The following is a 24,404-nucleotide window of genomic DNA, read 5'->3' on the forward strand; positions in this document are numbered from 1 at the left end:
CGGTCAGCGCGACGTCGCCGGCGCGGCGTCCGCGCAGTCGCGGCAGGTGCCGAAGATCTCGACGGTGTGGCTCACGTCGACGAAACCGTTGTCCTCGGCCACCTCGTGCGACCAGCGCTCGACCGCCGGCCCGTCCACCTCCACCGTGTAACCGCACGCCCGGCACACGAGGTGGTGGTGGTGACCGGACGAGCAGCGCCGGTAGACGGACTCGCCGCTGTCGGTGCGCAGCACGTCGACGGTGCCGGCTTCGGCGAGGGACTGCAGCGTGCGGTAGACGGTGGTCAGGCCGATGCCCTCGCCGCGCTTGCGCAGTTCGTCGTGCAGGTCCTGGGCGGAGCGGAACTCCTCGATCTCGTCGAGCAGCGCGGAGATGGCGCTGCGCTGCTTGGTGGAGCGGACTCCGACTACGGGTTTGTGGGCGGGCGACACGACTGCGGTCAACCTTCCTCGACGTGGGCGACGGCGTCGACGACGATGTGGGCGAGATGGTCGTCGACCAGACGGTAGAGCACCTCGCGGCCGGCGCGTTCGCCGCGGACCACGCCCGCGGCCTTGAGGATGCGCAGGTGCTGGCTGATCAGCGGCTGGGTGACGCCGAGCGCGCCGACCAGTTCGTGTACACAGCGTTCGGATTCGCGCAGTTGCAGCACGATGGCGATGCGCACCGGTGCGGCCAGCGCGCGCAGGAGCTCGCCGGCGGCGGCGAGGGTTTCCCGCGACGGGGCGGGTACGGGGGACGGCGTCGCCGATCCCGGGCGGCAGTCGTCGTGCGGACGGTCCGGGGCCGCGGCGTCGCCGCCGTGGCCGGTGTCGGCAACGCTCAACGGGTCTCCTTCGTGGACTGACGGCCGCGTTATTGCAAACCGATTCCATTTTGATATGCATGAATGTGCATGTCAACCGGCGTGCAGTTCGACCGCCCCGAGCGGAGCGATAGGCTTACGGGTCGACGCACGCTGCGAAACCCCGCATCGAAGATGGAGTGAATCCGAGTGGCACCGAAATCCAAGATCGATACCGTCGCCAACCTGGCCAAGCGCCGGGGCCTGGTCTACCCCTGCGGTGAGATCTACGGCGGTACGAGGTCGGCCTGGGACTACGGGCCGCTCGGCGTGGAGCTCAAGGAGAACATCAAGAAGCAGTGGTGGCGCAACATGGTCACCAGCCGCGAGGACGTCGTCGGCCTGGACTCGTCGGTCATCCTGCCGCGTCAGGTGTGGGTGGCGTCGGGCCATGTCGGGGTGTTCAACGATCCGCTCGTCGAGTGCCTGAGCTGTCACAAGCGCCACCGCCAGGACCACCTGCAGGAGGCGTACGCCGAGAAGAACAAGCTCGACGATCCCGACTCGGTTCCCATGTCGGAGATCTCCTGCCCGGACTGCGGTACCAAGGGCCAGTGGACCGAGCCCCGCGACTTCAACATGATGCTCAAGACCTACCTCGGCCCGATCGAGAGCGAGGAGGGGCTGCACTACCTGCGCCCCGAGACCGCACAGGGCATCTTCGTGAACTTCGCGAACGTGCTCACCACGTCGCGCAAGAAGCCGCCGTTCGGAATCGGCCAGATCGGCAAGAGCTTCCGCAACGAGATCACCCCGGGCAACTTCATCTTCCGGACCCGCGAGTTCGAGCAGATGGAGATGGAGTTCTTCGTCAAGCCGGGCGAGGACGAGCAGTGGCACCAGTACTGGATCGACTACCGGATGGACTGGTACACCGGGCTCGGCATCAACAAGGACAACCTGCGCCTGTACGAGCACCCGCAGGACAAGCTGTCGCACTACTCGAAGCGCACCGTCGACATCGAGTACCGCTTCCACTTCCAGGGCAGCGAGTGGGGTGAGCTCGAGGGCGTCGCCAACCGCACCGACTTCGACCTGTCGACGCACGCGCAGCACTCGGGCGCCGACCTGAGCTTCTTCGACCAGACCACCAACGAGCGGTACACCCCGTACGTCATCGAGCCGGCAGCGGGCCTGACCCGGTCGCTCATGGCGTTCCTCGTCGACGCCTACAGCGAGGACGAGGCGCCCAACGCCAAGGGGGGTGTCGACAAGCGCACCGTGCTGCGCCTCGACCGCCGGCTCGCCCCGGTCAAGGCGGCGGTGCTGCCGCTGTCGCGCAACGCGGACCTGAGCCCCAAGGCGAAGGACCTCGCCGCGCAGCTGCGCCAGCACTGGAACATCGAGTTCGACGACGCCGGCGCCATCGGCCGCCGCTACCGTCGCCAGGACGAGATCGGCACCCCGTTCTGCATCACGGTCGACTTCGACACCCTCGAGGACCAGGCCGTCACCGTCCGCGAGCGCGACACCATGGCGCAGGAGCGCGTCGGCCTCGACCAGGTCGAGGGCTACCTTGCCCAGCGGCTGATCGGCGCCTGACCGCAGAGCTTGCCGTGAGAGGGTCGGCCGCCTCGCGCGACCGACCCTCTCACGCTGCGCGGCCGTGACTAGAACCGGCCCCCGCTCGACCCTCCGAAGCCGCCGCCTCCTCCGAAGCCCCCGCCTCCGCCGAAGCCCCCGCCCCCGAAGCCGCCCCCGCGGCCACCGGTCAGGATGCTGTTGATCAGGATTCCGCCGAGCACCGCACCCGCGATATTGCCGCCGGAGGCGCCGCCGCGGGGCGGACGCTGCTGACGCTCCCAGCGCTGCACGTCGTTCTGCGCTGCGCGCAGCGCGTTTGCCGCGAGGGCCGCGGCCGCCTGAGCGTGCTGCAGCGCCTGCCCCGGTTCGTGCGCGGCGAGCTGCTGCGCGGCGTCCAGGTGGCGCTGCGCCTCGGACAGCCGGGTGCGGGCCTCGGCGCCGATCACGCCGCGCCGCGTCCCGATGAAGTCCGCCGCGGCGGTGACCTGCGATCGAGCCGCCCCGAGATCCTGTTCGAGGCGCCGGCGGGTGCGCTGCGCCTCCTCCTGCGCCTGACGGGTCCGATCGCGCAGCGCGTCGAGTCGTGCGTCCGCCTCCACGACCCGGGTGAAACTGCCCAGCGGGTCGGTGTTCATGTCCGCCCGGGCGTGGTCGAGTGCCGCCTGCGCGGCCTTGCGGGCCTCGGCGAGTTCCGCACCACCCGCGGCGGCGAGTTGTTCGGCGTCGGCGATGCCCTGTGCGGCGTCGGCCATCGCGGCCGGCAACGTCGCGATCGCCCGCCGGATGTCGTCGGCGGCGTGGTCGACTGCGTCGAGCATCGTGGCAGCGTGCCCGAGAGCGCCCTCCGCTTCGCGGATGGCGCGCACGGCGTCGCCCTGCTCGCCGACGGGACGTGCCACCGCGGTGCGGCCCTGATCGACGGACTTCTCGGCGAACTCGATCTCGTCCCGGGCCAGCGTCACGTTGTCCGTGATCGGGGCGAGCGCGCCGGCCGGGAACTCCGTTCGCAGCTCGGTCAGCGTCGCCTCGGCCTGGGGTAGTCGCGCGCGCAACGCGATCGCGCGCTGCGTGAGCGCGTCGAGGCGGGCGGGTGCGTCGAGCAGGAGGTCGCGCATCCGGTCGAACGCCTCGACCTGCGCGTCGAGTTCGCGGTCGGCCTGGCCGCACGACGAGATCAACTGCACGAGCATGTCGCGCTGCTGCTGGGGCGTCTCGGGGATGGCGTCGTCGAGCCGCTGCCGGATCTCGAACGCGGACGCCAGAGCCGACTGCGCCTGTCGATAGGCGCGGTCGAACGGCTGGACCGCGGCATCGCCGAATTCTCCGCGCGCCAGCTCGAGCGCCTCGGCGCTCGAGCGAACGGCGTTGTCCGTCTCGACCAGGATCTTCTGGGCGTACAGCTCGAGGCCCTCGAGCGGCAGCTCGCGCAGCGCGTCGGTGTCGGTCGGGTCGGTGGCCGCCGCCGCCTGGGCGCCCGCCTCGGCCCGCTTGCGCTTCGTGCGCCGGGAGTACAGGTACACCCCACCGGCCCCGGCCGCGATCACTCCGCCCCCGACGAGCAGCGTGGTGCCGGAGCCGGAACCCGACGCCGACAACGCCGCGTCGAGACCCTCGGCCGCCGCCACCGCGGCCCCGGCCCAGTCCTGGCTGCGCAACTGCGGCACGATCCGGTCCGCGCTGATGGCGTCCCGTTCGGACGCGGTGACCCCGGACAGGGCGTTCGGCGTCCACAGCGCGTACTCGCGGTCCTGCGTGGCCACGGCGAGCAGGGCCGTGTCCGTCCCGAAGTTGCTGGCCTGCGCGGTCCGCTCGGTCCAGTCGTCGGACGACAGTCCGGAGAACGTCGGCACGTACGCCACCCACAACTGCACCCCGTGCTCGGCGTAGAGCGCGTCTGCTGCCTGCTGGATCTGCGCCGTCCCCGCCGGATCCAGTACACCGGCGGTGTCGGTGATCGGCTGGGGGAGCCGGAAGGGCGGCTCGGCCGTCGCCGAACCGGGCAGCAACAGCCAGGCCAGGGCCGCGAGCAGGATCGGCACCGACATCGACAGCGGGCGGCGGAGCGGGCGGGCCGGAAGTGGCCGGACGGCGACCGAATGCGGTGACATGCGTCGAATCTATCGGCTCGCATGCACCGTCGCCCGTGGCGCGTCGCCGGGTGGGCGCGCTCGGAACACTGGCAGAATCGGGGAGTGAGTACCGCAGCCCGCCCACGCCCGGCCCCGTCCCTCCCCGACCCCCCGCGCGGGTTCGGTGCGGGCGTCGCGCGCTGGACGCGCCGGTTGGTGCTCGGGGTGCTGCTCGCGGCGATCGCCGTCCTCGCCGGAACCGCGGTCCGCGTGTGGCAGGTGGCGCGCATCGACGACTGGAGCCGCGCCGACGCCATCGTGGTCCTCGGGGCCGCCCAGTACTCCGGCACCCCGTCGTCGGTGTTCCAGGCCCGGCTCGACCAGGCCCTCACCCTCTACGAGAACGGGGTGGCCGAGCGGATCGTCACCGTCGGCGGCAAGCAGGAGGGCGACCTGTTCACCGAGGCGGCGTCCGGCAAGACCTACCTGATCGCGCAGGGAGTGCCGGAGTCGGCGATCACCGCCGTCGAAGAGGGGTCGGACACGCTGCTCAGTGTCGAGGCGGTCAGCCGGGAGATGGCCGGGCAGGGACTGCACTCCGCGGTACTGGTGAGCGATCCGTGGCATTCGCTGCGCACTCGCACCATGGCTCGCGACGCCGGCCTCGACGCGTGGACCGCGCCGACCCGCACCGGCCCTGCCGTGTACACCCGGGAGTCGCAGCTGCACGGGATCGCCCGCGAGACGGGCGCGCTGATCTGGTACCAGCTCACGCACGACTCGGCGGACTTCCCCTACACGGCCGCGCAGTGAAGGAGGACGTGATGCAGGGCTACAGCGAACACGAACTCGAGCGGCGCGTCGCCGAGGTCCCGAAGGTGTCGGCGCTCGCCGGTGCCGAGCCGGCGACCGCGAGCCGTACGCCGTTCGCGCGGGACCGTGCCCGCGTCCAGCACAGCGCCGCGCTGCGACGGCTCGCCGACAAGACCCAGGTGGTCGGCCCCCGCGACGGTGACACTCCGCGCACCCGGCTCACCCATTCGATCGAGGTCGCCCAGATCGGCCGCAGCATCGCCGAGGGCCTCGGCTGCGACCCCGACCTGGTGGACCTCGCCGGCCTCGCGCACGACATCGGACACCCGCCGTACGGCCACAACGGGGAACGCGCCCTCGACGAGGTGGCCGCGAGCTGCGGCGGGTTCGAGGGCAACGCGCAGAATCTGCGGATCCTCACGTGCCTCGAGCCGAAGATCCTCCACCCCGACGGCACGAGCGCCGGTCTGAACCTCACGCGCGCGACGCTCGACGCGACGCTGAAGTACCCGTGGACCCGCCCGGCGCCCGGCGCGAAGTTCGGGGCCTACGACGACGACGCCGAGGTCCTCGCCTGGGTGCGCGACGGCGCGCCCGACCGGCGCAAGTGCCTCGAGGCCCAGATCATGGACTGGTCCGACGATGTCGCCTACTCCGTCCACGACGTCGAGGACGGCGTCATCGACGGACGGATCGACCTGCGCGTGCTCACCGACCCGGCGTCGGTGAACACGCTCGTCGATCTCGGCATGCGCGAGTTCTCCGGCCTGGACCCGAACGAGCTGGTGGAGGCGGCGAAGCGGCTGTCGCAGATGCCGGTCGTCCAGGCCGTCGACACCTACGACGGCAGCCTCGCGTGCTCGGTGGCACTCAAGCGCCTCACGAGCGAGCTCGTCGGCCGCTTCGCGACGGCAGCGATCATCGGCACCCGTGCCGTCACCGGCGACCGGCCCGTCACCCGCTACGACGCCGACCTCGTCGTTCCGCCCGTCGTCGCGTCCGAGGTGGCGCTGCTCAAGACCATGGCCCTGCAGTTCGTGATGTCCGACGCCGCCCACCGGCAGCGTCAGGAACGGCAGCGTGAACGGATCCACCGCGTCGCCGAATGGCTGATGCGCACGGCGCCGGTCGGCCTCGATCCGTTCTTCGTGCCGCTGTGGGACGCCGCCGCCGCCGACGCCGCCCGCATGCGGGTGATCGTCGACCAGATCGCCTCGTGCACCGAGGCCCGGCTCGAACGGATCGACCGCGACAGCCTCGCCGCTCAGGCGAGTTGGGGGTAGCGCCTAGACTCGTCGTCGTGGCCGGGCGTATTTCAGACAGAGACATCGCGGCCGTCCGCGACCGCGTCCGGATCGAGGACATCGTCGGCGAGTACGTCGCCCTCAGGCGCGGCGGCGCCGACTCGATGAAGGGGCTGTGTCCCTTCCACGACGAGAAGTCCCCGTCCTTCCACGTCCGCCCCAACCACGGTCACTTCCACTGCTTCGGCTGCGGCGAGGGCGGCGACGTGTACTCGTTCCTGCAGAAGATCGAGCACATCAGCTTCGTCGAGGCCGTCGAGCAGCTCGCCGACCGGGTCGGCTACACCCTCAACTACGAGGGCGGCGGCCCGTCGGTGCAGCGCGACCGGGGCACCCGCGCCCGGCTCGTCGCCGCCAACGCGGCCGCGCAGGAGTTCTACGCCGAGCAGCTGCGCACGCCCGGCGCGCAGGCGGCGCGGGACTACCTGACCGAGCGCAGCTTCGACGAGTCCGCGGCCGAGGTGTTCGGGTGCGGGTACGCCCCCGACGGCTGGGATGCCCTCACCAAGCACCTGCTCACCCGTGGCTTCGAGTTCGCCGAACTCGAGGCCGCCGGGCTGTCCAAACAGGGGCGCCGCGGACCCATCGACCGGTTCCACCGGCGGCTGCTGTGGCCGATCCGCAATCTCGCCGGTGACGTCATCGGTTTCGGTGCCCGTCGGCTGTTCGACGACGACACGCTCACGGCGAAGTACGTCAACACCCCGGAAACGTTGCTCTACAAGAAGTCTCAGGTTCTGTTCGGCCTCGACCTGGCCAAGCGGGAAATCGCCAAGGCGCACCAGGCCGTGATCGTCGAGGGCTACACCGACGTCATGGCGATGCACCTGTCGGGCGTGAAAACCGCTGTCGCCGCGTGCGGTACCGCATTCGGCGACGAGCACCTGGCGATGCTGCGGCGCCTGCTCATGGACGACAGTTACTTCCGCGGTGAGATCATCTACACCTTCGACGGCGACGCTGCGGGCCGCGCCGCGGCGATGAAGGCGTTCGAGGGCGACCAGAAGACCACGGCCAAGACGTTCGTCGCGATCGCGCCCCAGGGCATGGATCCGTGCGAGTTGCGGCAGAAGTCCGGCGACGGAGCGGTGCGCGACCTCGTCGCCCGGCGCACCCCGATGTTCGAGTTCGTCGTCAAGTCGATCCTCGCCGAACACAACCTCGACACCGCCGAAGGGCGGGTGGAGGCGCTGCGCCGCACGGTTCCCGTGGTGGCCCGGATCAAGGAACGCACGCTGCGCGACAGCTACGCGGTGCAGCTGTCGCACTGGGTGGGCTGGGACGACATTCCGGCCGTGCGCCGGCGCGTGCAGGACGAGTCCCGGCGCGTCGCCCGCGGCGGCGACGAGAAGCCGCGCACCGCCGCGCCGCAACAGCGGGCGGAGACGGCCGCGGCGGGTTCGGTCCTGCGCCGGCCCCGCCCCAACGATCCGGCGCTGTGGCCGCAGCGCGACGCCCTCAAGGCGGCGCTGCAGTACCCCGGCATCGCCGGCACCGTGTTCGATTCGCTGCCCGCCGAGACGTTCACCGATCCGGCCTACTCGGCGGTGCGCGAGGCCGTGGCCGCGGTCGGCGGGACGAGCGCGGGACTCGGCGGCGCGGAATGGGTGGACGCCGTCGGGCGCGCCGCCACCGACCCGATGGTGCACTCGCTGGTCATGGAACTCGCGGTGGATCCGCTGCCCGCGGAGGAGGACCGGATGCCCCGCTACATCGGCGGGGTCCTCGCCCGGCTGCAGGAGGTCTGGGTGGGGGAGCAGGTCGCCGAACTCAAGTCCAAGCTGCAGCGCATCTCCCCGGCCACCGAATCCGACGAGTTCCACTCGCTGCTCGGGGACCTCGTCGCGCTCGAGCAGTACCGGCGCAGCCTGCTCGACCAGGCCATCGGCGACACCAGCGGCGACGGCCTGGCCGGCTGAACTCACGCCACCCTCGTCACCGCCGCAACTGGTCGCGGGGGACGAGGATGGTGGTCTGCTCGTCGAGCGGCTTCATCGGCTCGAGCTTCGGCTCCGGGCTGAGAGAGTCGGCCAGCTTCTGCCGGCTCACCTCGATCGCCTTCTTCGTCACCGGACTACCCGCGACCGCCTTCGCCGTCCTGCTGAGCTGTTCGTACCGGGCGCGGCCCGCCCGTGTCCCCAGGACGTAGCCCGCGGCAACCCCCACCAACAGTCCGATCAACGTCGTCTCCATTCAGCCGTGTCAGCGTCCCTCCCATCCTGCCCGATCCTCGCCCTCGGGCTCACAGGCAGGCGATTTGGTGCCGCGTCGGGTGGGGCGCTACAGTTCTTCACGCACCGCGGGAAACGGCGGAGCACCGCAGGACAATCCCCTGTAGCTCAATTGGCAGAGCATTCGACTGTTAATCGAACGGTTGCTGGTTCGAGTCCAGCCGGGGGAGCTCCCGGAAAACCCCTCCCACCCGATCTCGGGTGGGAGGGGTTTTCTCGTCTGCACCGACACGAAAGACGCTGGGTGTGACGGAAATTACAGGCGTCGTGTGGTGCCGGCGCGACGGGTCGGCGACTGCCCGCGCCGGGCGACACGGGGGTGACCCGCGACGCGGGCCGGCCGCCGCAGCCGGTAGCATTCGCCACACGTCGCGTACCTCCGGATGCGCGCGGACGGGGCGGTAGCTCAGTCGGTTAGAGCCGTGGACTCATAATCCATTGGTCGCGGGTTCGAGCCCCGCCCGCCCCACAATCGTCCCTGTTCAGGAGGGTTTACGTCCGGCCTCGATAGCCGAAACCTATGGGTGCGGACGCCTTCGTCGCCGACGGCAGCTGCAAAGACGGCGCCCGGACTTGCGGAAGCTGTTGGAGTCGCTCAGCATCCCGGTCGACGAGGGAAAGGCCCAGATCGGCGACCGCTCGGCGATCGGGGACACACGGCGCTCGCGCAGAGCGTCGAGGGCAACAGGTGGTCGAACCGGACCGGACGGCTGCTCGGGTGGTCACCGCGAGGTGGGGCGGTGGGTATGGACGGCATGGCCGGCGAGGTGGCGTGCGGTGTTGACCAATGCCACGTGGCTGAAGGCCTGGGGCACGTTGCCGAGCTGCCGACGGGCGTGGGGGTCGTACTCCTCGGCGAGCAGCCCGACGTCGTTGCGCACCGACAGCAACCGCTCGAACAGGGCGTGGGCGTCGCGGGTGCGTCCGGCGCCGTGCAGGGCGTCCGCGAGCCAGAAGCTGCAGGCCAGGAACGCTCCTTCCGGCTCGGCGATGCCGTCGACGTGGTCGAGCTCCGGCCGGTAACGCAGCAGGAAGCCGTCCCGGCTGAGCTCACGTTCGACAGTGGCCACGGTGCCCAGCACGCGGGGATCGTCCCATGGCAGGAATCCGGTGCGGGGAATCAGCAGCGACGCCGCGTCCACGCCGCGGCTGCCGTAGAACTGCGTGAAGGTGCCGCGGTGGGGATCGAATCCCTTCGCCAGGATCTCGGTTCGGATCTGTTCGCGCAGAACGCGCCACCGGTCGACCGGGCCGGGCAGACCGAACCGTTCGACCGCCCGGATACCGCGGTCGACCCCGGCCCACGCCATCACCTTGGAATGGACGAACGGGCGCGCCGGCCCGCGTACCTCCCACAGCCCGTTGTCGGGTTCCTGCCAGTGCCCTTCGAGAAAGTCCAGCAACGCCACCTCGATGTCCCAGGCCGGGTCACCGCGCAGGCCGCTCTGCCGGGCCAGGTGCAGACCGTCGAGCACCTCACCCCACACGTCGAGCTGAAACTGCCCGGCGGCGGCGTTGCCGATGCGCACGGGCACGGAGTCCTCGTAGCCGGACAGCCACGGCACCTCGTATTCCGGCACCCGCCGGGCCCCGTCGAGCTGGTACATCATCTGCAGGTCCGCCGGATTCCCGGCCACCGCCCGCACCAGCCAGTTCCGCCAGGCCCGGGCTTCGGCGACGAATCCGCAGCCGAGAAGGGCCTGCAGGGTGAAGGTGGCGTCCCGCAGCCAGCAGTAGCGGTAGTCCCAGTTGCGGCTGCCGCCGATCTGCTCGGGCAGCGAGGTGGTGGCCGCGGCCAGAATCCCCCCGGTCGGCCGGTAGGTCAGGGCTTCGAGTGTGATCAGGGAACGGTGCACGGCCTCGGGGTACTCACCGGTGTAGTCGCACCGCTCGATCCACTCCGTCCAGTACGCCTGGGTGTCGGCGATCGCCTGCAGGGCGTCGAGCGGGCGGGGGGTGTGCCCGTAGGACAAGGCATAGGTCAGCACGAACGGGACGTGCTCGCCGGCGCGGACCTCGAACTGCGCGGTGGTTCTCATGTCGTGGCCGTGCAACGGCACCGGGGTGCGCAGCCAGGCCGCATCCGGCCCGGCGACCGCGGTCAGGGATCCGGGTACGCGGCGCACCCACGGGACGACGTGACCGTAGTCGAATCGCAGCCGCAGCTCGGTGTTCATCCGCACCGACCCGGCCAGGCCTTCGACGACACGGACGACGTCGGCGGCCTCGGCCCGCACCGGCATGCAGTCGGTGACCCGTACCGTCCCGGTAGGGGTGACCCACTCGGTGTCCAGGACGAGAGTGTCGCGGCGGTACGCCCGCCGGGTGCACAGACCGGCACCGGCGGGGGCGAGCAGCCATCGTCCGGCCTCGTCGTCACCGAGCAGCGCCGCGAAACACGCCGGGGAATCGAACCGGGGCAGGCACAACCAGTCGATCGAGCCGTCCCGGCCCACCAGCGCGGCGGTGTGCAGATCACCGATCAACGCGTAGTCCTCGATGCGCTGCTGCATCACCCGTCGACCTTCCCGATGTTCCGGCCCACGGCCCCTGCCGGTGTGCACGATGCCCGACCGTGGCCGCGGCGCAGCCGTCCCCGGCGCGCTGTGCCCGTCCAGTATGCAGAGCCCGACAGAACCGGCGGGCGAGGTCGGTCGACCTGGTGGCGGTACACGCCGGCGAGCCGATCATCGAAAGATGACCACCGCTCGGCGGCGTGGGCCGCCGGATCCTCGGGACGGTGTCGCCGAAGCGGTGCGAGATCACGGCCCGTATCCGGCGCCGCAGCAGAGGCGCAGCGCCTCAACGGTTTCGGTGGCGGCGCCGACCGGTTGAGCTTGACCAGGGCGGCGTTGCCGATGCCGGCGACGATCACGCCGGCGATGATCGCCGGGTTGGTGACGCTCGGTACTCTCCGTGCAACCACCCCCGCGCCGGTGAGTCCGATCGTTGCCACCGGATCCGGGATGGAATGGCGACGGCTGACCGTGGCAACCGTGACGCCCGCCGGGCGCGTCACAAATCCAGGACCAGAGTGGGGCTGTGGGCGCGGGAGATGCACGGATACATGACCCCGAGCCGATCCTTGCCCGGGGTGTGCGGCACCGCGTCGAGATGCTCGACCTCGCCGGCCAAGACCCGAGTCTCGCACGCCCCACACACGCCCTCCCGGCACGAGGCCATGACCGGTACACGAGCGTGCTCGAGTGCTTCGAGCACGGACTGGCTCTCCGACACGTGCACGTGACGATTGCTGCGGCTGCAGGTGACATCGATCGGCCGACGCGGACCAGGGGACTGGCCCGGTGCCGCGGTGAACCGTTCGATGTGCAGGCGTTCGGGCGACACCCGGGCGACGACCTCGTCGGTCATCGCCGCGGGGCCGCAGCAGTACACCGCGCCAGCGGTGGCGGCGGCGAGGATGGGGGCCAGGTCGAGGCGGATGCCGGTCTCGTCGTGGGCATGGATACTCACGTTCTGCGGCCATCGCTGCTCGAGATCCTCGCAGAACGCCATGGTTGCTCGGCTGCGACCGAGGTAGATCAGCCGCCATCGGCGGTGCGCCGGCAGCGATTCGACCATTGCCTTGATCGGGGTGATCCCGATACCCCCGGCCAGGAAGAGATATTCGTGTGCGGGTTCGAGCGGAAAGTGGTTCTCCGGCGGGCCGACGTGCAGGACCGTGCCGGGGCAGGCGCTGGCGTGCAACCAGGAACTGCCACCGCGGGAGTGCGGCGCCCGGTGCACCGCGATCCGGTATCGGGTGCGGTCGGCGGGGTCGCCGCACAGCGAGTAGCGGCGCTGGAGGCCGTTGGGCAGGTGCACGGTCACATGCGATCCGGGTGTCCACACGGGTAGCTGGACCCCGTCGCGGGGTGTCAGGTCGATGCCGACGATGCCGGAGGCCAGTAGGTCCGTAGCGCCTACGGTCATCGGCTGTGGTGCCGACCGCGGCCGCCGTGGTGTCCGCCGGGGAGCGGGGGGCCGACCGACACCGGTCAGAACACGCGTCAGCACCGCCACCATCGTCGAGACCACCAGGATCAGGGCGACAAGTCGGTATCCCCAGGCGCCGGCGTCGGTGCCGGACCATCCGGCGTGGAACGACACCAGCACCACTGCGGCATAGCTGCCGTAGTGCAGGCGCTTCCACCACCGCGGCGACATGCGTGCCCGGAGTAGCGAGGACCCGTAGACGGCGAGCAGGAGGTAGAACGCCACGACGCCCAGCGCTACCGGCCAGGGCCGGTAGCCGGCGGAGAGCGGGACGAGCAGGTCGGTGAGGGAGAACCGGGACCACGAGTCCAGCACGAGTGAGAACATGTGCAGGCCGGTCATGATCAGGGCGGTGCCACCGAGCCAGCGATGCAGATCCTGCAACCACGCCGGGTTGGCAATCGTCCGCGGGATTCGTGTCGACAGCAGCACTCCCCACAGCACCGCAACGGTCATGGTGACCCAGGCGACGAGGGCGCTGGCGCGGGTGACGTACCACCACAGGTGCAGATCGCTCATTCGAAATCGCTCCAGTTCACGGAACGCCGTTGTCGCCGGTCGGCGGACAGCACCAGGGCGGCACCGCCGAGACGCGGGACCTGCCCCAGCAGGGCCTCGGGTTCTCGGACGAAGGCGAGCTTGGTCAAGGCCTCGGCCCGTGCGCCGCTGCCCGCGACGACGGTGGCGGTCACCGTCGAGGTGACGGCGCTGACGCCGGTGGCCGGGTCGATCAGGTGATGGGCAGGACCGGTGGCGCCGGTCCACATGCGCACCAGGCGGCTCGAGGTGGCCACGGCCCCACGCGTCAACCGCACGACGGTCAGCAGCTCACCGGTGAAAGGGTCCTCGATGCCGATGGTCCAGGCGCCGCCGTCGGGCGCGGCTCCGGCGACGACGAGGTCTCCGCCGACTTCGACGAGGACGCCGTCGGCGCCGCGGTCGAGGACGAACTCGGTGAGCATGTCGGCGGCCAGTCCTTTGCCGAGCCCCCCGGGGTCGAGGGTGGTACCGACAGAAAGCCGCACGAGAAGACCGTCGATGTCGATGTCGGTCATCGATCCCGGCCAGGTGGCGGTGTCGGGCAGCATGGTAGTCCGGGTCGGGTCGGTGCTGCTGGTGGCGTAGCCGGCGGCGACCAGCTGCGGCAGCGTGGTCGGGTCGAAGGCGCCGTCGGTCAGCGCCCAAGCGCGGATCAGTTCGCGCACCAGGCGGACGGTGCAGGAACGGACCTGCACCGGTCGCCCCTGCGCCCAGTTCAGCCGCCAGATGTCGCTGGTGTCGAGGAAACGGCTCCACGCCTGTTCGAGTTCGTCCAGCAACGCGTAGCAGTCGTCGACGAGACCCGGTGGCCCGCCGACCACCGTGATCGCCGCGGTGCCGCCCATAGCGGGGCGACGGCCCTGCCGGACGGCAGGCATCGTCGCCGCCTCGCTGCCGGCTCGGGCACCGGCCGCGCCGACATGCGGAGGAGAAGCCATCTCAGCCGCCTGATCCGCGGGAGACGCCGTGTGGAGCAGTCACCGCGCTGCGGCCGGGAGCCGGCGCGGGCACTGCGGCGGTGTCCGCTCGATCGGACACGCCGCTGGTGGCAGCGGTCGAAGGAGCGGCGCCGGCCCCGCCGGCCTGGCCGGGGTCGGCGCCGGCCCCGGTGAAGCGATCGGGCGCATTGGCGGCCATGGCGGACACGATGGCGAGCACGGCACCGCCGGACAGGATCGAGGCGGTGATCTTGGACCGATGCGCCGGCGAGCGCCGCGACAGGCGCGGGTCAGTCGTCGGGTTCATGCTCGGTCCTGTCCGGCTCCTCGTGATCCTCGCTCGACGGCGGTTCGTGTTCGCGCGTCGGTACCGCCGTGCGGGTCGACGTGGGGGTCGTTGCCGGAGTCGGGGCGGAGGTGCTCGGCGGCGCCCCGGGAGTGGGACTGCTGGGGACGAGTACCTCGTCGGCATGTCCGATGTCACTGTTCGAGGAGGTGCTCAGGATCCGGGTGTTGACGGCCAGGGCGGCTGCTCCGATCGCCAGGACAAAGAGCACGGCAACAACCACCGCCACTTTCGATCTCATGTTTTCACCGTAGGGACGGATCGGCGAAGGATGGTCCCGGAAAAATCCAAGATTCGTCCAAGATCACTCGAGGGTTCGTCCCCCGGCGGTGGTCGGATCGACGCCCGGCTCGGTGCGAGCCGATAATTCGGGGCATGCAGGTGCTCGTGGTCGAAGACGACGAATCCGTCGCCGCCGGGGTGTGCGACGGGTTGACCCGTGCGGGGTTCGACGCCCGGTGGGTGGCTACCGGCGCCGATGCCGTCGCGGCGGTGTCCGAGTCGGGCCCGGAGTTCGTCCTGCTCGATCTGGGGCTACCCGACATGGACGGCACCGACGTCTGCCGAACCATTCGCGCCCGGTCGCCGATTCCGATCATCGTGCTCAGCGCCCGCGGGGAGGAAATCGACCGGGTCCTGGCATTGGAATTGGGCGCCGACGACTACGTGGTCAAACCGTTCGGCATGCGCGAACTCATCGCCCGTATCCGCGCCGTCGGACGGCGGGTCGGCGCACCCGGGGAGACAGCCCACGAGCACACCGGCATCCGCACGATCGGGGGCCTGACCCTCGACCGCCGTACTCGACGGGTGCACCTGAAGGAACGAGAGATCCACCTGACGCCGAAGGAATTCGATCTGCTCAGCTACCTGTCCGAGGATCCCGGTGCGGTGTACCGGCGCTCGGACATCCTGCACCAGGTGTGGGGTGCCAACTGGTACGGCACCACCAAGACCGTCGATGCCCATGTGGCCGCCCTCCGCAAGAAGCTCGGCGACCCCTGCTGGATCGAAGCAGTCCGCGGGGTCGGCTTCCGGCTCGGGGATCGTCCGTGAGATGGCGGTTGATGGCCGCGTTCATGGCCGTCACCTTCGTCGTGGTGGTAGTACAGGACGTCCCGCTCGGCAACTACCTGATGCAGGTCGAACGCGAACGCATCACCACCTCCCTCGAGCGGGACGCGTTCTTGCTCGCCGGCCGCAGCGAGGACACTCTCGAAGCCAGGACCGGAATCGATCCGGCACTGGCCGCCGACACCCGGCGCTATCACCGTGCCAGCGGCGCCCGGGTGGTGATCGTCGACGCCGACGGCACCGCCGTGCTGACCTCCGACGACGACCAATCCGGCGCCGGCGCCTCCTATCTGTCCCGCCCAGAGATCAGTGCGGCACTGTCGGGACAGATCACCTCGGGCCAACGCCGTTCGGACAGTCTCGGCACGGACCTGCTGTATGTGACGGTCCCGGTTCTCAGCGGCGAGAGTGTCGTCGGCGCTGTGCGGCTGACCTACCCAGCCCAGGTGGTGACCGACCAGGTCCACCGGCAACTACGCATGCTCTGGCTCGTCGCCGGCATCACCGTGCTCCTGGCCGGAATCGTGGCCGTACTCATCGCCGGCCCCGTCACCCGCCGTTTGCAGCAGCTGCGCCGCACCACCGAACAACTCGCCGAAGGCGACCTGGCGGCACGCACCCCCGAGCACGCCGGGGCGCCGGAGATCCGCAGCCTGGCTCGCTCGTTCAACCGGATGGCCGACCGGCTCGAGTACCTGCTGCGCCAGCAACGCGCGTTCGCCGGCGATGCCTCCCACCAGTTGCGCACCCCGTTGACCGCCCTGCGCCTGCGCCTCGACAGCGCAGCCGACCTCGTCGAGTCCGATCCCGATGCTGCCCGCAACACCCTCGCCTCGGCCCAGGACGAGGCCCTGCGGCTACAGCACATCATCGATGCACTCCTGGTGCTCAGCCGCGCCGACGACGCCGGCACCGCACCCCAGCAGATCGACCTGGCCGAGATCGCGCGCACACGCGTCGAACAATGGGAACCGCTCGCCGACGAATCCGACGTCCGGCTCACCGTGACAGCACCCACGGCCGCGCCCACGCTCGCCGTGCCCGGCGCCGCCGAGCAGATCATCGACAACCTCCTCGACAACGCCCTGGCAGTGTCCGACCCCGGCTCCACCATCGAGGTCACCGTCGCCCCGGTCGCCGCCGCCGATGTCGTCGACTTGCACGTCCTGGACCAGGGCCCCGGCCTGTCCCCGCAGGACTGCCTCCGGGCCTTCGATCGGTTCTGGCGTGCCCGCACCGACACCGAAGGCAGCGGACTGGGCCTGGCCATCGTCGCGCAACTTGCCCGTGCCAGCGGAGCCACCGCCGAGCTGCTACCTCGCACCCCGAGCGGGGGCCTCGATGCCCATGTCCGGTTTCGTGCGCCCGCGTGCCGATAGCAGCACTGCACCACCGACCCTCGCACCATCGTGCCGGTAGCGTCGGTGATAGCGGAGCAGTGCTCCGTGGCGGCGACGCCTGTTTCTCGCCACTGCCGCCCATCCAGTCTCACCGGCCTGCCTGGACGGTTCTGTTCCCACCGGGAACCGGCTGAAGTCGCGTGCCTCATAATCGATGTGGTCGCGGGTTCGAGCCCCGCCCGCCCCGCCATTCCCCCAGTTCGGGCAGTCGATACCGGGCGCGCGGGCCGGACGAAACATGGACGTCGGCGGCGCAGCTGCCGGCGGGTCCTCCGGGATGTGGACCGTCACACTCCCTGGAGCCGGATCTGCTGGAAGGCGACGGCGTGCCGCACGCCGATGCGCGCTCCGGCCGCCGCGGTGAACTCGTGCAGGAATGCCGCGGGATCGAAGTCCCGGCCCAGTCCGTCCAGGTAGGACCGGTGGGCGCGCAGTGACTCGATACCGGTGTCGAGGCTCTCGGTGACGTCGACGGCGTGCGAAGGCTGGTTCGCACCCATCAGGTACACGAGGCCGACCTCATCCCACGGTGGCAGGTTCTCGTCGAGCAGCTCGGGGAAGATCCAGCGGTTGCCGGCGTCGCGTGCGGCGTCGAGCACCGCAACGCCCACGGCGCGGTGGTCGGCCTGGTTGATGATCCGACCACCGTTCAGTCCGTAGGTCGGCTCGTACGTGGCGGTGATCAGCACCTCCGGACGGAACCGCCGGATCTCGCGGGCGATGGCGCGGCGCAGGTCGAGTCCGTATTCGACGACACCGTCGCGGTATCCGAGGAACGTCACGTCCTCGACGCCGACCACGGCGGCGGCGTCGAGTTGCTCGCGGCGCCGCAGCGGTGCCGCCTCGGCGGGAGTGCGGCCGTCGATGCCGGCCTCGCCGTCGGTGGCGATGACGTAGGCCACCGACTTGCCCGACCGGGTCCAGCGGGCGATGGCGCCGGCGGCGCCGTATTCGAGATCGTCGGGATGGGCGACGACGGCCATTGCGCGGTTCCAGTTCTCCGGCAGCGTGGCCAAAGTGGTGTTCATGACGGCACCTTTCGTAACAGTGGCTGTGTCCTCTTTCCGACGTTGTCCTCTTTCCGACGTTGCAGCGGCGCGAGGGACGCATCCTCGGGGACGCGGGTGCCGGTGGGTGCGTCCGTCGGGGGCGGCAATCGTCAGTAGGGAGGACACACGGTGACGAGAATCCGCGGTGGATTCCCGGGCCGGTGTCCCGATTTCGAGGAGTGACCACCATGCCTGCTACCCGAGTTCAGCTCGCTCTCAACGTCGAGGACATCACCGCGGCGACCGAGTTCTACACCGCGCTGTTCGGGGTGTCCCCGCACAAACAGCGCCCCGGGTACGCCAACTTCGCGATCGAGGATCCCCCGCTGAAGCTGGTGCTGATCGAGCATCCCGGTGCGCGCGAACGCCTGAACCACCTGGGGATCGAGGCAGCCGGCTCCGAGGAGGTGTCCGGAGCGCTGGCCCGGTTCCGGGCCGCCGGTCTGACCGCCACGGTGGCCGAGCAGGATCTGTGCTGCCATGCCGTGCAGGACAAGGTGTTCGTCGACGCGCCGGACGTGCCCAACGGATGGTGGGAGTACTACGCCGTGACCGACGACAACCCCGCCAACCCGGACGGGCTGACGGGCTCGGCGTGTGCGGTTGCGTGCGCGAGCGAGGACAGCCCGGTCGCGGGTGCCTGCTGCGGCTGACAGCAATCGCCCCGGTGTGCCGTCCTGCGACGGCACACCGGGGCGCGCGCCGGATCAGCGGGGGTTGCCGGCGCAGCGGCAGTCGGTCGGGGTGGTGTAGTCCATCGGCATCCCGTGGGCATCGAGGGTCAGCGTGCAGCACCGTCCGAGCAGCTCGGCCAGCTTCCGCCGGCCGCGCTGGACGCGGGACTTCATTCCGGACAGGGATACGCCTTCGAGGGCGGCGGCGCCGGCCTGGGTCAGTCCTTCGAGGTCGGTCAGCTCGACGGCTCGGCGCTGCTCGGGGGAGAGCCCCTCGAGCAGCGGGCGCAGGCAGGTGGCCAGCTCCCGCAGCGTGGTCGCCGCGTCGTCGTCCCACTCCTGCCCGGCCTGGTCGGGTGCATCGCCGGTGAGCGGGGCGAGCCGGTCCCGATCCCGGGCGGCCCGGCGGTAGTCGTCGATGATCGCGCTGCGGGCGATCCGATACACCCACCGGATCAGGTGCTCGCGGTCCTCGACACGGCCGAGGTTCTTGTGGACGCGCAGCAGGATCTCGCCGAGCACGTCGTCGGCGCGGTCCGGATCCGCGATCCGCCGGTGCACGAAGGCGCGGAGCTGCGCACCGAACTCGCGCCAGACGGCTTCGGTGGTCATGGCGTCGGTGGTCATGGCGTCCGCGCCGGCCGCGGAACTGGTCGATGCCCTGGTCATGTCTGGTCCTCCGGGGAAAGGGGCGCTGTACGGGCGGTGTCCCTTCACAGACGACGGTACCGGTGAAAGGACGCAGTCCCCTGCTGAAGTCGTCTGTGTCGGTACGCCCCGTCCGGGTCGGGAGTGCGTCCCTGCGGTGGCGGTGACGTCTGTGTGGATGCAAGTGCGGGGCACGGTCCCGCAACACCTGACGAAGGAGTGATCATGACCGGCACCGTGGAACGTGACGCCGACCGGGCGCTGAAGGCCAAGCACCGGGCGCTGTGGGCGGCCGGGAACTATCCGGCGGTCGCGGCCGACCTGATCCCGACGTTCGGCCCGACGCTCGTCGCCGCGGCCGGGGTGACGGCGGGTGCTCGACGTGGGCGCCGGATCCGGCAACGCTGCCATCCCGGCCGCCGAACGGGGCGCGATCGTCACCGCCGCTGACCTGACGCCGGAGTTGTTCGTCGCGGGCCGCACAGCCGCGGCCGAGCGGGGCGTGGACCTCGAGTGGGTGGAAGCGGACGCCGAGGCCCTGCCGTTCCCCGACGGCAGCTTCGACGTCGTGCTCTCGAGCGTGGGGGCGATGTTCGCACCACACCACCGGGCCGTCGCCGACGAGCTGCTGCGCGTGTGCCGGCCCGGTGGGACGATCGCGATGATCAACTGGACGCCGGAGGGCTTCATCGGTCAGTTGTTCCGGCTCATGGCCCCGTATGCGCCGCCACCCCCGCCCGGCGCTTCGCCGCCCCCGATGTGGGGCGACGAGCAGCACGTCCGGGAGTTGTTCGGCGATCGGATCACCGACCTGAGCACGGATCGCCGAATCGTGGTGATGGACCACAGCGCGGATCCGACCGAGTTCCGCGAGTACTGGAAGCACAACTACGGTCCGACGATCGCGGTGTACCGGTTCAACGCCGTCGACCCCGACCGGACCGCAGATCTCGACCGGAAGTTCCTGCAGTTCCTCACCGACTGGAACCGGGCCGGGCAGCCCGGCCGGACCGCGTACGACGCCGAGTACCTGCTGCTCACCGCCCGCAAGAGGTAGCCGGCCCGGTCGGTGCGGGCGTTCACCGCAGCGCCACGCCGACCTCGTGCGGCCGCGGCAGTGGTGCCGAAGGGGAGAAGCAGCAGGGGTGCCGAAGGGGAGAAGCAGCAGGGGTGCCGAAGGGAGAAAGCGAAGCCCCGCCGGCTTCGCGCGTCGTCACCGGCGGGGCAGGGCCACTGTGCAGGGGGGATAGCGGCCGGATCCGAGCGTATTCGGCCTGCGGGACGATGTGAAGTAGAACGGCCCATTCGGGTAGGGCATAAGGTCCCGATCGGTGCAATTCGGGCCACTGTCGGCGGTGTGACTCTCGCTTCGGACTCGGTTCAACCCCGTTTCCTCCGCCGCCCCGCGTCGCGGACGTCCGCGTAGCTGTCCAGGACCTCGTGGATCTCGGCGATGGCCTTCCGGCGCGAGCCGGCATCCGCGATGCGCGCGAGCTGCTGTTTGAGGCTCACCGCAAGTTCGGCGTAGTCGTTCTGCCAATCGCGGCCGGTCAGGCGTGGCATATCCGCGCGGGCGGGGCGTATTCGCGTGGCCGGGGTGCCCGGCGCCAACAGGTAGCCTTCCCCCATCTCCGGGGTGATGATCGACAGCGAAGGGTCGACCTCCCGCACCAGTTCGGCCAGCGCAGCCACTGCCTCCGGTTCGCCGTGGGCGAGAAACAGGCTGCCCGACACGGGGCTGCGCGCCTTGATCCAGTCCAGCAATTCGGTCTGATCGGCATGGGCGGAGTAGCTGTCGATCCGGCGGATCTGCGCTCGCACGTCGATGTCCTGACCCGAGATGCGGACGCGCTTCGCGCCGTCGAGGATCACACGGCCCAGCGAGCCCTGCGCCTGGAAGCCGACGAACAGGATCGTCGAATCCCGGCGGTGGAGATTGTGCTTCAGGTGATGACGGATGCGTCCCGCCTCGCACATGCCCGAGGCGGCGATGATGATCGCGCCCGATACGTCGTTGATCCGCTTGGAGACGGAGGCGTCGTCGACGTAGTGGATCGCGGGATGGCGGAAGATGTCCTTCCCGTCGAGGTCCTCGAGCTCGCCCGCATGTTCGGCGAACACCGAGGTCGCGCGGTTGGCGAGCGGTGAGTCGACGAACACCGGCACCGCGGGGATACGGTTCTCGTCGGCGAGGTGTGCGATGTCGAGCAGCAGTTCCTGCGTCCGTTCCAGCGCAAAGGCGGGGATGACGAGATTGCCGCCGTGCCCGACGGCCCGGTGGATCTCCTCTTCGAGCAGGTCGCGTCGCTGGTCGATCGTCATCCGCACTCGAGTCCGATTGCCGTAGGTGGATTCACAGACGACATGGTCCGATCCGGAGGGGCCCTCGGGATCGGGGTGGAACGCCTTCTGCGCGGGGCCGAGGTCGCCGGAAAAGAGCAGGCGCACGCCCCCCGCCTCGATCTCCGCCGATGCGGCACCCAGGATGTGCCCCGCGTTCCACAGTCGCGCACGAAAGCCCGCGGCGGGCTCGAACCACTCCTCGAGTGCGACCGCCCGGGTCTGCCCCCAGGCGGCGAGCGCATCCTCCTCGGTGTAGAGCGGGACGAACCGCTTCTCGCGCGTGCGATCGCGCCGCCGGTTTCGCCGCTCGGCCTCGAATTCCTGGATGCGCCCGGCATCGGCGAGCATGAATTCCAGCAGGTCGGCGCTCTGGCCGGTGCAGAAGATCGGCCCGTCGAAACCCTGCGCCACCAGCTTGGGCAACAGACCGCAATGATCGATGTGGGCATGGGTGAGGACGACGGCGTCGATCTCGTCCGGCGCGAACGCGAAGTCGCCGTGGTTCAGCTCCTCGAGGCTGCGTGAGCCCTGGAACAAGCCACAGTCCACGAGGATCCGCGTGTCGCCGAGTGCGACCTCCATGCACGAGCCGGTCACCGTCTTCGCGGCACCGTGGAAGACGAGAGTCGGATGTTGCATCACGCGCAGCTCCTACGGAATCGCCTGCCGAAATTGCAGGTACGACAGCCAAGCTAGCCGAACATCCGGGTCGGGCAGCCCTGCTTGGAAATCTCGCGGACTCGGCGGCGCCGGTCAGGCCCGGCTGAAGGCCTTCACTCGCGGGGTCACCTCGCGCCGTGAATATCACCCCGGCAATCACCCTCGTCGGCCGTTACACCCGCCGGCGGCCGGTCGATGGACATCGTGGTGGCGCCGAGCACCCCGACGCTCGGCGTCACCCCGTACCGGGCGCCCCCGCCTCGAGCAGACGGGGCGGGGGCGTTCGTCGTGTCAGTCTCGCGAATCCGCGCACACGCCGGTGCGGAGTCGCTCACCGCGTGCCGCGCGGTGCGGTGCCCGTCGTGGACCGTTCGTCCGCCGCGGGGTGGACCGCGGCGACCGGTGCTCGGCTCTGAGGGCGATCGCTGCCCCGACGATCGTGGCAACCACCGCAGCAACGGCCACCCACGCGACGAGCAGCGACGCGATCACGTTCATGCCGTCTACACCGCTGCCGGACGGCCGAGGGTTACGCGGTTCCCGATCTTCACCCTGCGATTCACCCTGGTCCGAGTCCTGTTCGCGCAGTCGGTCCGGTTTGTCCCGGCCCGGCGGGGAAGGCTCGGTGACGGTGGGCGGAGCCCTGGGGTGCGGTCCGGCTTTCGGCCGCCGTGTCCATGAGGAGTCCCCACCCCGGACCGGCCGGGGCCCGGCAGCGCCAATACATAGAACCTGTTCCAATTTCGCCGTCTTGTGGCTATGGTCACATGCGTACACACGCACTGTGACGGAGGGCGATGCAGATGAAGACCAAGGGCGCGATCCTGTGGGGTCTCAACGAGCCGTGGTCGGTTGAGGAAATCGAGATCGGCGACCCGGTCGCGGGTGAGGTTCAGATCCGCATGGAGGCGGCGGGCATGTGCCACTCGGACCACCACATCGTCACGGGAGCGACGCCCATGCCGTCCTTCCCGGCGATGGGTGGCCACGAGGGTTCCGGTGTCATCACCAAGGTCGGCGAGGGAGTTGTGGGCCTCGAGGTCGGCGACCACGTCGTCCTGTCCTTCATTCCGGCCTGTGGCCGCTGCCCGTCGTGCGCCACCGGTCACTCGAACCTGTGCGACCTCGGCGCCGGCCTGCTCAGCGGCATGGCCATCTCCGACGGCACCTACCGGATCCAGGCGCGCGGCCAGAACGTGATCCCGATGTGCCTGCTCGGTACCTTCGCGCCCTACATGACGGTCAACCAGACGCAGGTCGTCAAGATCGACAAGGACATCCCGTTCGAGCTGGCCGCCCTCGTCGGCTGCGGCGTGCCCACCGGCTGGGGGTCGGCCACCCACGTCGCAGACGTGAAGCCCGGTGAGGCTGTCGCCGTCATCGGCATCGGGGGTGTGGGGATGAGCGCGCTGCAGGGCGCCGTCGCATCCGGGGCGCGGCAGATCTTCGCGATCGACCCCGTGCCGTGGAAGCGGGAGCAGGCCCTGAAGTTCGGTGCGACGCACGCGTACGCGTCGATGGCCGAGGCGCTCATGCCGATCATGGAGACCACCTGGGGCCGCATGGCGGACAAGACGATCATCACCGTGGGCGAGATGCGCGGCGAATACGTCGAGGAGGCCCTGCAGCTGACGGCGAAGAACGGCCGCTGCGTGGTCACCGCGATGGGGCACATGACGGACATGGACGTGAAGCTGAACGCGTTCCTGTTCGCGATGCTGCAGAAGGATCTGCAGGGCAACATCTTCGGCGGCTGCAATGCGCGGGTCGACATTCCCAACCTGCTGGCGATGTACAAGTCCGGCCAGCTCAACCTCGCGGACATGGTCACCCGCACCTACACCCTCGAGCAGATCAACGACGGCTACCAGGACATGCTCGACGGGAAGAACATCCGCGGCGTCATCAAGTACACCGACGCCGATCGGTGATCGCGCGGTAGCCTGCGCC

General features: G+C 70.1%; 20 protein-coding genes, 2 tRNA genes and 1 pseudogene. 11 read left to right on the forward strand and 12 right to left on the reverse strand.

The features are described 5' to 3' along the window. Nucleotides 1-3: 3 nt before the first annotated feature. On the reverse strand, nucleotides 4-432 hold the full coding sequence (locus ACWPOB_RS04980; protein ID WP_006943911.1) for a Fur family transcriptional regulator: 429 nt from the start codon (nucleotides 430-432) through the stop codon (nucleotides 4-6). A gap of 8 nt (nucleotides 433-440) precedes the next feature. Beyond that, entirely contained in the window at nucleotides 441-827 is a 387-nt protein-coding gene (locus ACWPOB_RS04985; protein ID WP_100058795.1) for an ArsR/SmtB family transcription factor, read from the reverse strand. A gap of 168 nt (nucleotides 828-995) precedes the next feature. Here ACWPOB_RS04985 and ACWPOB_RS04990 point away from each other — a divergent pair, with 168 nt between their 5' ends. Continuing rightward, nucleotides 996-2,387 carry a glycine--tRNA ligase gene (locus tag ACWPOB_RS04990; RefSeq protein WP_006943913.1) on the forward strand — a complete coding sequence of 464 codons (1,392 nt, stop codon included), beginning with the start codon at nucleotides 996-998 and terminating at the stop codon, nucleotides 2,385-2,387. Nucleotides 2,388-2,455: 68 nt separating this feature from the next. On the opposite strand, the gene ACWPOB_RS04995 is transcribed toward ACWPOB_RS04990, so the two are convergent. Continuing rightward, nucleotides 2,456-4,477, reverse strand: a complete 2,022-nt coding sequence (locus ACWPOB_RS04995; protein WP_455400105.1) for a TPM domain-containing protein — start codon at nucleotides 4,475-4,477, stop codon at nucleotides 2,456-2,458. Between the two features lie 84 nt (nucleotides 4,478-4,561). On the opposite strand from ACWPOB_RS04995, the gene ACWPOB_RS05000 reads away from it, so the two are divergent. The 3 genes from ACWPOB_RS05000 to dnaG are packed head-to-tail and all read left to right on the forward strand — an operon-like array spanning nucleotide 4,562 to nucleotide 8,474. Beyond that, on the forward strand, nucleotides 4,562-5,251 hold the full coding sequence (locus ACWPOB_RS05000) for a YdcF family protein (protein ID WP_455400106.1): 690 nt from the start codon (nucleotides 4,562-4,564) through the stop codon (nucleotides 5,249-5,251). Between the two features lie 11 nt (nucleotides 5,252-5,262). Continuing rightward, nucleotides 5,263-6,534, forward strand: a complete 1,272-nt coding sequence (locus tag ACWPOB_RS05005) for a deoxyguanosinetriphosphate triphosphohydrolase (protein WP_455400107.1) — start codon at nucleotides 5,263-5,265, stop codon at nucleotides 6,532-6,534. 17 nt (nucleotides 6,535-6,551) lie between these two features. Then, nucleotides 6,552-8,474, forward strand: coding sequence for a DNA primase (gene dnaG / locus ACWPOB_RS05010; protein WP_455400108.1), 1,923 nt, complete (start codon nucleotides 6,552-6,554; stop codon nucleotides 8,472-8,474). A 16-nt stretch (nucleotides 8,475-8,490) separates the two neighbouring features. On the opposite strand, the gene ACWPOB_RS05015 is transcribed toward dnaG, so the two are convergent. Continuing rightward, complete coding sequence (locus tag ACWPOB_RS05015) at nucleotides 8,491-8,736, reverse strand: hypothetical protein (RefSeq protein WP_010594277.1); 246 nt, start codon at nucleotides 8,734-8,736, stop codon at nucleotides 8,491-8,493. Between the two features lie 147 nt (nucleotides 8,737-8,883). On the opposite strand from ACWPOB_RS05015, the gene ACWPOB_RS05020 reads away from it, so the two are divergent. Both ACWPOB_RS05020 and ACWPOB_RS05025 read left to right on the forward strand, forming a co-directional pair. Further along, a tRNA-Asn gene (locus ACWPOB_RS05020) sits at nucleotides 8,884-8,956 on the forward strand. A 225-nt stretch (nucleotides 8,957-9,181) separates the two neighbouring features. After that, nucleotides 9,182-9,255 (forward strand) — tRNA-Ile (locus ACWPOB_RS05025). A 253-nt stretch (nucleotides 9,256-9,508) separates the two neighbouring features. Here the strand turns inward: ACWPOB_RS05025 and ACWPOB_RS05030 are convergent. From ACWPOB_RS05030 to ACWPOB_RS05050, 5 genes are all read right to left on the reverse strand, one after another. Beyond that, the gene (locus ACWPOB_RS05030; RefSeq protein WP_455400109.1) at nucleotides 9,509-11,299 is read right to left on the reverse strand and encodes a glycoside hydrolase family 15 protein; all 1,791 of its coding nucleotides are present in this window, start codon (nucleotides 11,297-11,299) and stop codon (nucleotides 9,509-9,511) included. Between the two features lie 502 nt (nucleotides 11,300-11,801). Beyond that, entirely contained in the window at nucleotides 11,802-13,301 is a 1,500-nt protein-coding gene (locus ACWPOB_RS05035; RefSeq protein WP_455400110.1) for a 2Fe-2S iron-sulfur cluster-binding protein, read from the reverse strand. Beyond that, entirely contained in the window at nucleotides 13,298-14,260 is a 963-nt protein-coding gene (locus tag ACWPOB_RS05040; RefSeq protein ID WP_455400111.1) for an FAD:protein FMN transferase, read from the reverse strand. The genes ACWPOB_RS05035 and ACWPOB_RS05040 overlap by 4 nt, the downstream gene beginning before the upstream one ends. Before the next feature lies 1 nt (nucleotide 14,261). Further along, nucleotides 14,262-14,567: a hypothetical protein gene (locus ACWPOB_RS05045; RefSeq protein ID WP_455400112.1), complete on the reverse strand. Its 306-nt coding sequence runs from the start codon at nucleotides 14,565-14,567 to the stop codon at nucleotides 14,262-14,264. After that, nucleotides 14,551-14,847 (reverse strand): hypothetical protein, encoded by a 297-nt coding sequence (locus ACWPOB_RS05050; RefSeq protein WP_455400113.1) that lies wholly within the window; start codon nucleotides 14,845-14,847, stop codon nucleotides 14,551-14,553. Before ACWPOB_RS05050 ends, ACWPOB_RS05045 begins: the two co-directional genes overlap by 17 nt. A gap of 134 nt (nucleotides 14,848-14,981) precedes the next feature. Between ACWPOB_RS05050 and ACWPOB_RS05055 the strand changes: the two genes are divergently transcribed. Together ACWPOB_RS05055 and ACWPOB_RS05060 are read left to right on the forward strand one after the other, a co-directional pair. Next, nucleotides 14,982-15,662 carry a response regulator transcription factor gene (locus tag ACWPOB_RS05055; RefSeq protein WP_006947639.1) on the forward strand — a complete coding sequence of 227 codons (681 nt, stop codon included), beginning with the start codon at nucleotides 14,982-14,984 and terminating at the stop codon, nucleotides 15,660-15,662. Beyond that, entirely contained in the window at nucleotides 15,659-17,059 is a 1,401-nt protein-coding gene (locus ACWPOB_RS05060) for an ATP-binding protein (protein ID WP_455400114.1), read from the forward strand. The genes ACWPOB_RS05055 and ACWPOB_RS05060 overlap by 4 nt, the downstream gene beginning before the upstream one ends. A 308-nt stretch (nucleotides 17,060-17,367) precedes the next feature. On the opposite strand, the gene ACWPOB_RS05065 is transcribed toward ACWPOB_RS05060, so the two are convergent. Continuing rightward, nucleotides 17,368-18,108 (reverse strand): PIG-L deacetylase family protein, encoded by a 741-nt coding sequence (locus ACWPOB_RS05065; protein WP_455400115.1) that lies wholly within the window; start codon nucleotides 18,106-18,108, stop codon nucleotides 17,368-17,370. Between the two features lie 209 nt (nucleotides 18,109-18,317). On the opposite strand from ACWPOB_RS05065, the gene ACWPOB_RS05070 reads away from it, so the two are divergent. Next, the gene (locus tag ACWPOB_RS05070) at nucleotides 18,318-18,782 is read left to right on the forward strand and encodes an ArsI/CadI family heavy metal resistance metalloenzyme (protein ID WP_100055376.1); all 465 of its coding nucleotides are present in this window, start codon (nucleotides 18,318-18,320) and stop codon (nucleotides 18,780-18,782) included. A gap of 54 nt (nucleotides 18,783-18,836) precedes the next feature. On the opposite strand, the gene ACWPOB_RS05075 is transcribed toward ACWPOB_RS05070, so the two are convergent. Further along, nucleotides 18,837-19,472 carry a sigma-70 family RNA polymerase sigma factor gene (locus tag ACWPOB_RS05075; protein ID WP_100055351.1) on the reverse strand — a complete coding sequence of 212 codons (636 nt, stop codon included), beginning with the start codon at nucleotides 19,470-19,472 and terminating at the stop codon, nucleotides 18,837-18,839. A gap of 204 nt (nucleotides 19,473-19,676) precedes the next feature. Between ACWPOB_RS05075 and ACWPOB_RS05080 the strand changes: the two are divergent. Then, nucleotides 19,677-20,508 (forward strand): annotated as a pseudogene (locus tag ACWPOB_RS05080) (class I SAM-dependent methyltransferase). A gap of 323 nt (nucleotides 20,509-20,831) precedes the next feature. Here ACWPOB_RS05080 and ACWPOB_RS05085 read toward each other — a convergent pair. Continuing rightward, nucleotides 20,832-22,433, reverse strand: a complete 1,602-nt coding sequence (locus ACWPOB_RS05085) for an MBL fold metallo-hydrolase (protein WP_455400116.1) — start codon at nucleotides 22,431-22,433, stop codon at nucleotides 20,832-20,834. 824 nt (nucleotides 22,434-23,257) lie between these two features. Here ACWPOB_RS05085 and ACWPOB_RS05090 point away from each other — a divergent pair. Then, a complete protein-coding gene (locus ACWPOB_RS05090; protein ID WP_029544303.1) occupies nucleotides 23,258-24,385 on the forward strand; it encodes an NDMA-dependent alcohol dehydrogenase in 1,128 nt (375 codons plus the stop codon). Nucleotides 24,386-24,404 lie beyond the last annotated feature (19 nt).

The organism is Rhodococcus sp. 2H158, assembly GCF_053764755.1.

Excerpts from the sequence above, each read along its gene's own strand:
- ACWPOB_RS05030 (WP_455400109.1), bottom strand. The coding sequence starts at position 11,299 with ATGCAGCAGCGCATCGAGGACTACGCGTTGATCGGTGATCTGCACACC.
- ACWPOB_RS05055 (WP_006947639.1), top strand. The coding sequence starts at position 14,982 with ATGCAGGTGCTCGTGGTCGAAGACGACGAATCCGTCGCCGCCGGGGTG.
- ACWPOB_RS05065 (WP_455400115.1), bottom strand. The coding sequence starts at position 18,108 with ATGAACACCACTTTGGCCACGCTGCCGGAGAACTGGAACCGCGCAATG.
- ACWPOB_RS04995 (WP_455400105.1), bottom strand. The coding sequence starts at position 4,477 with ATGTCACCGCATTCGGTCGCCGTCCGGCCACTTCCGGCCCGCCCGCTC.
- ACWPOB_RS05040 (WP_455400111.1), bottom strand. The coding sequence starts at position 14,260 with ATGGCTTCTCCTCCGCATGTCGGCGCGGCCGGTGCCCGAGCCGGCAGC.
- ACWPOB_RS05005 (WP_455400107.1), top strand. The coding sequence starts at position 5,263 with ATGCAGGGCTACAGCGAACACGAACTCGAGCGGCGCGTCGCCGAGGTC.
- ACWPOB_RS05085 (WP_455400116.1), bottom strand. The coding sequence starts at position 22,433 with ATGCAACATCCGACTCTCGTCTTCCACGGTGCCGCGAAGACGGTGACC.
- ACWPOB_RS05070 (WP_100055376.1), top strand. The coding sequence starts at position 18,318 with ATGCCTGCTACCCGAGTTCAGCTCGCTCTCAACGTCGAGGACATCACC.
- ACWPOB_RS05045 (WP_455400112.1), bottom strand. The coding sequence starts at position 14,567 with ATGAACCCGACGACTGACCCGCGCCTGTCGCGGCGCTCGCCGGCGCAT.
- ACWPOB_RS05075 (WP_100055351.1), bottom strand. The coding sequence starts at position 19,472 with ATGACCAGGGCATCGACCAGTTCCGCGGCCGGCGCGGACGCCATGACC.
- ACWPOB_RS05090 (WP_029544303.1), top strand. The coding sequence starts at position 23,258 with ATGAAGACCAAGGGCGCGATCCTGTGGGGTCTCAACGAGCCGTGGTCG.
- ACWPOB_RS05035 (WP_455400110.1), bottom strand. The coding sequence starts at position 13,301 with ATGAGCGATCTGCACCTGTGGTGGTACGTCACCCGCGCCAGCGCCCTC.
- ACWPOB_RS05050 (WP_455400113.1), bottom strand. The coding sequence starts at position 14,847 with ATGAGATCGAAAGTGGCGGTGGTTGTTGCCGTGCTCTTTGTCCTGGCG.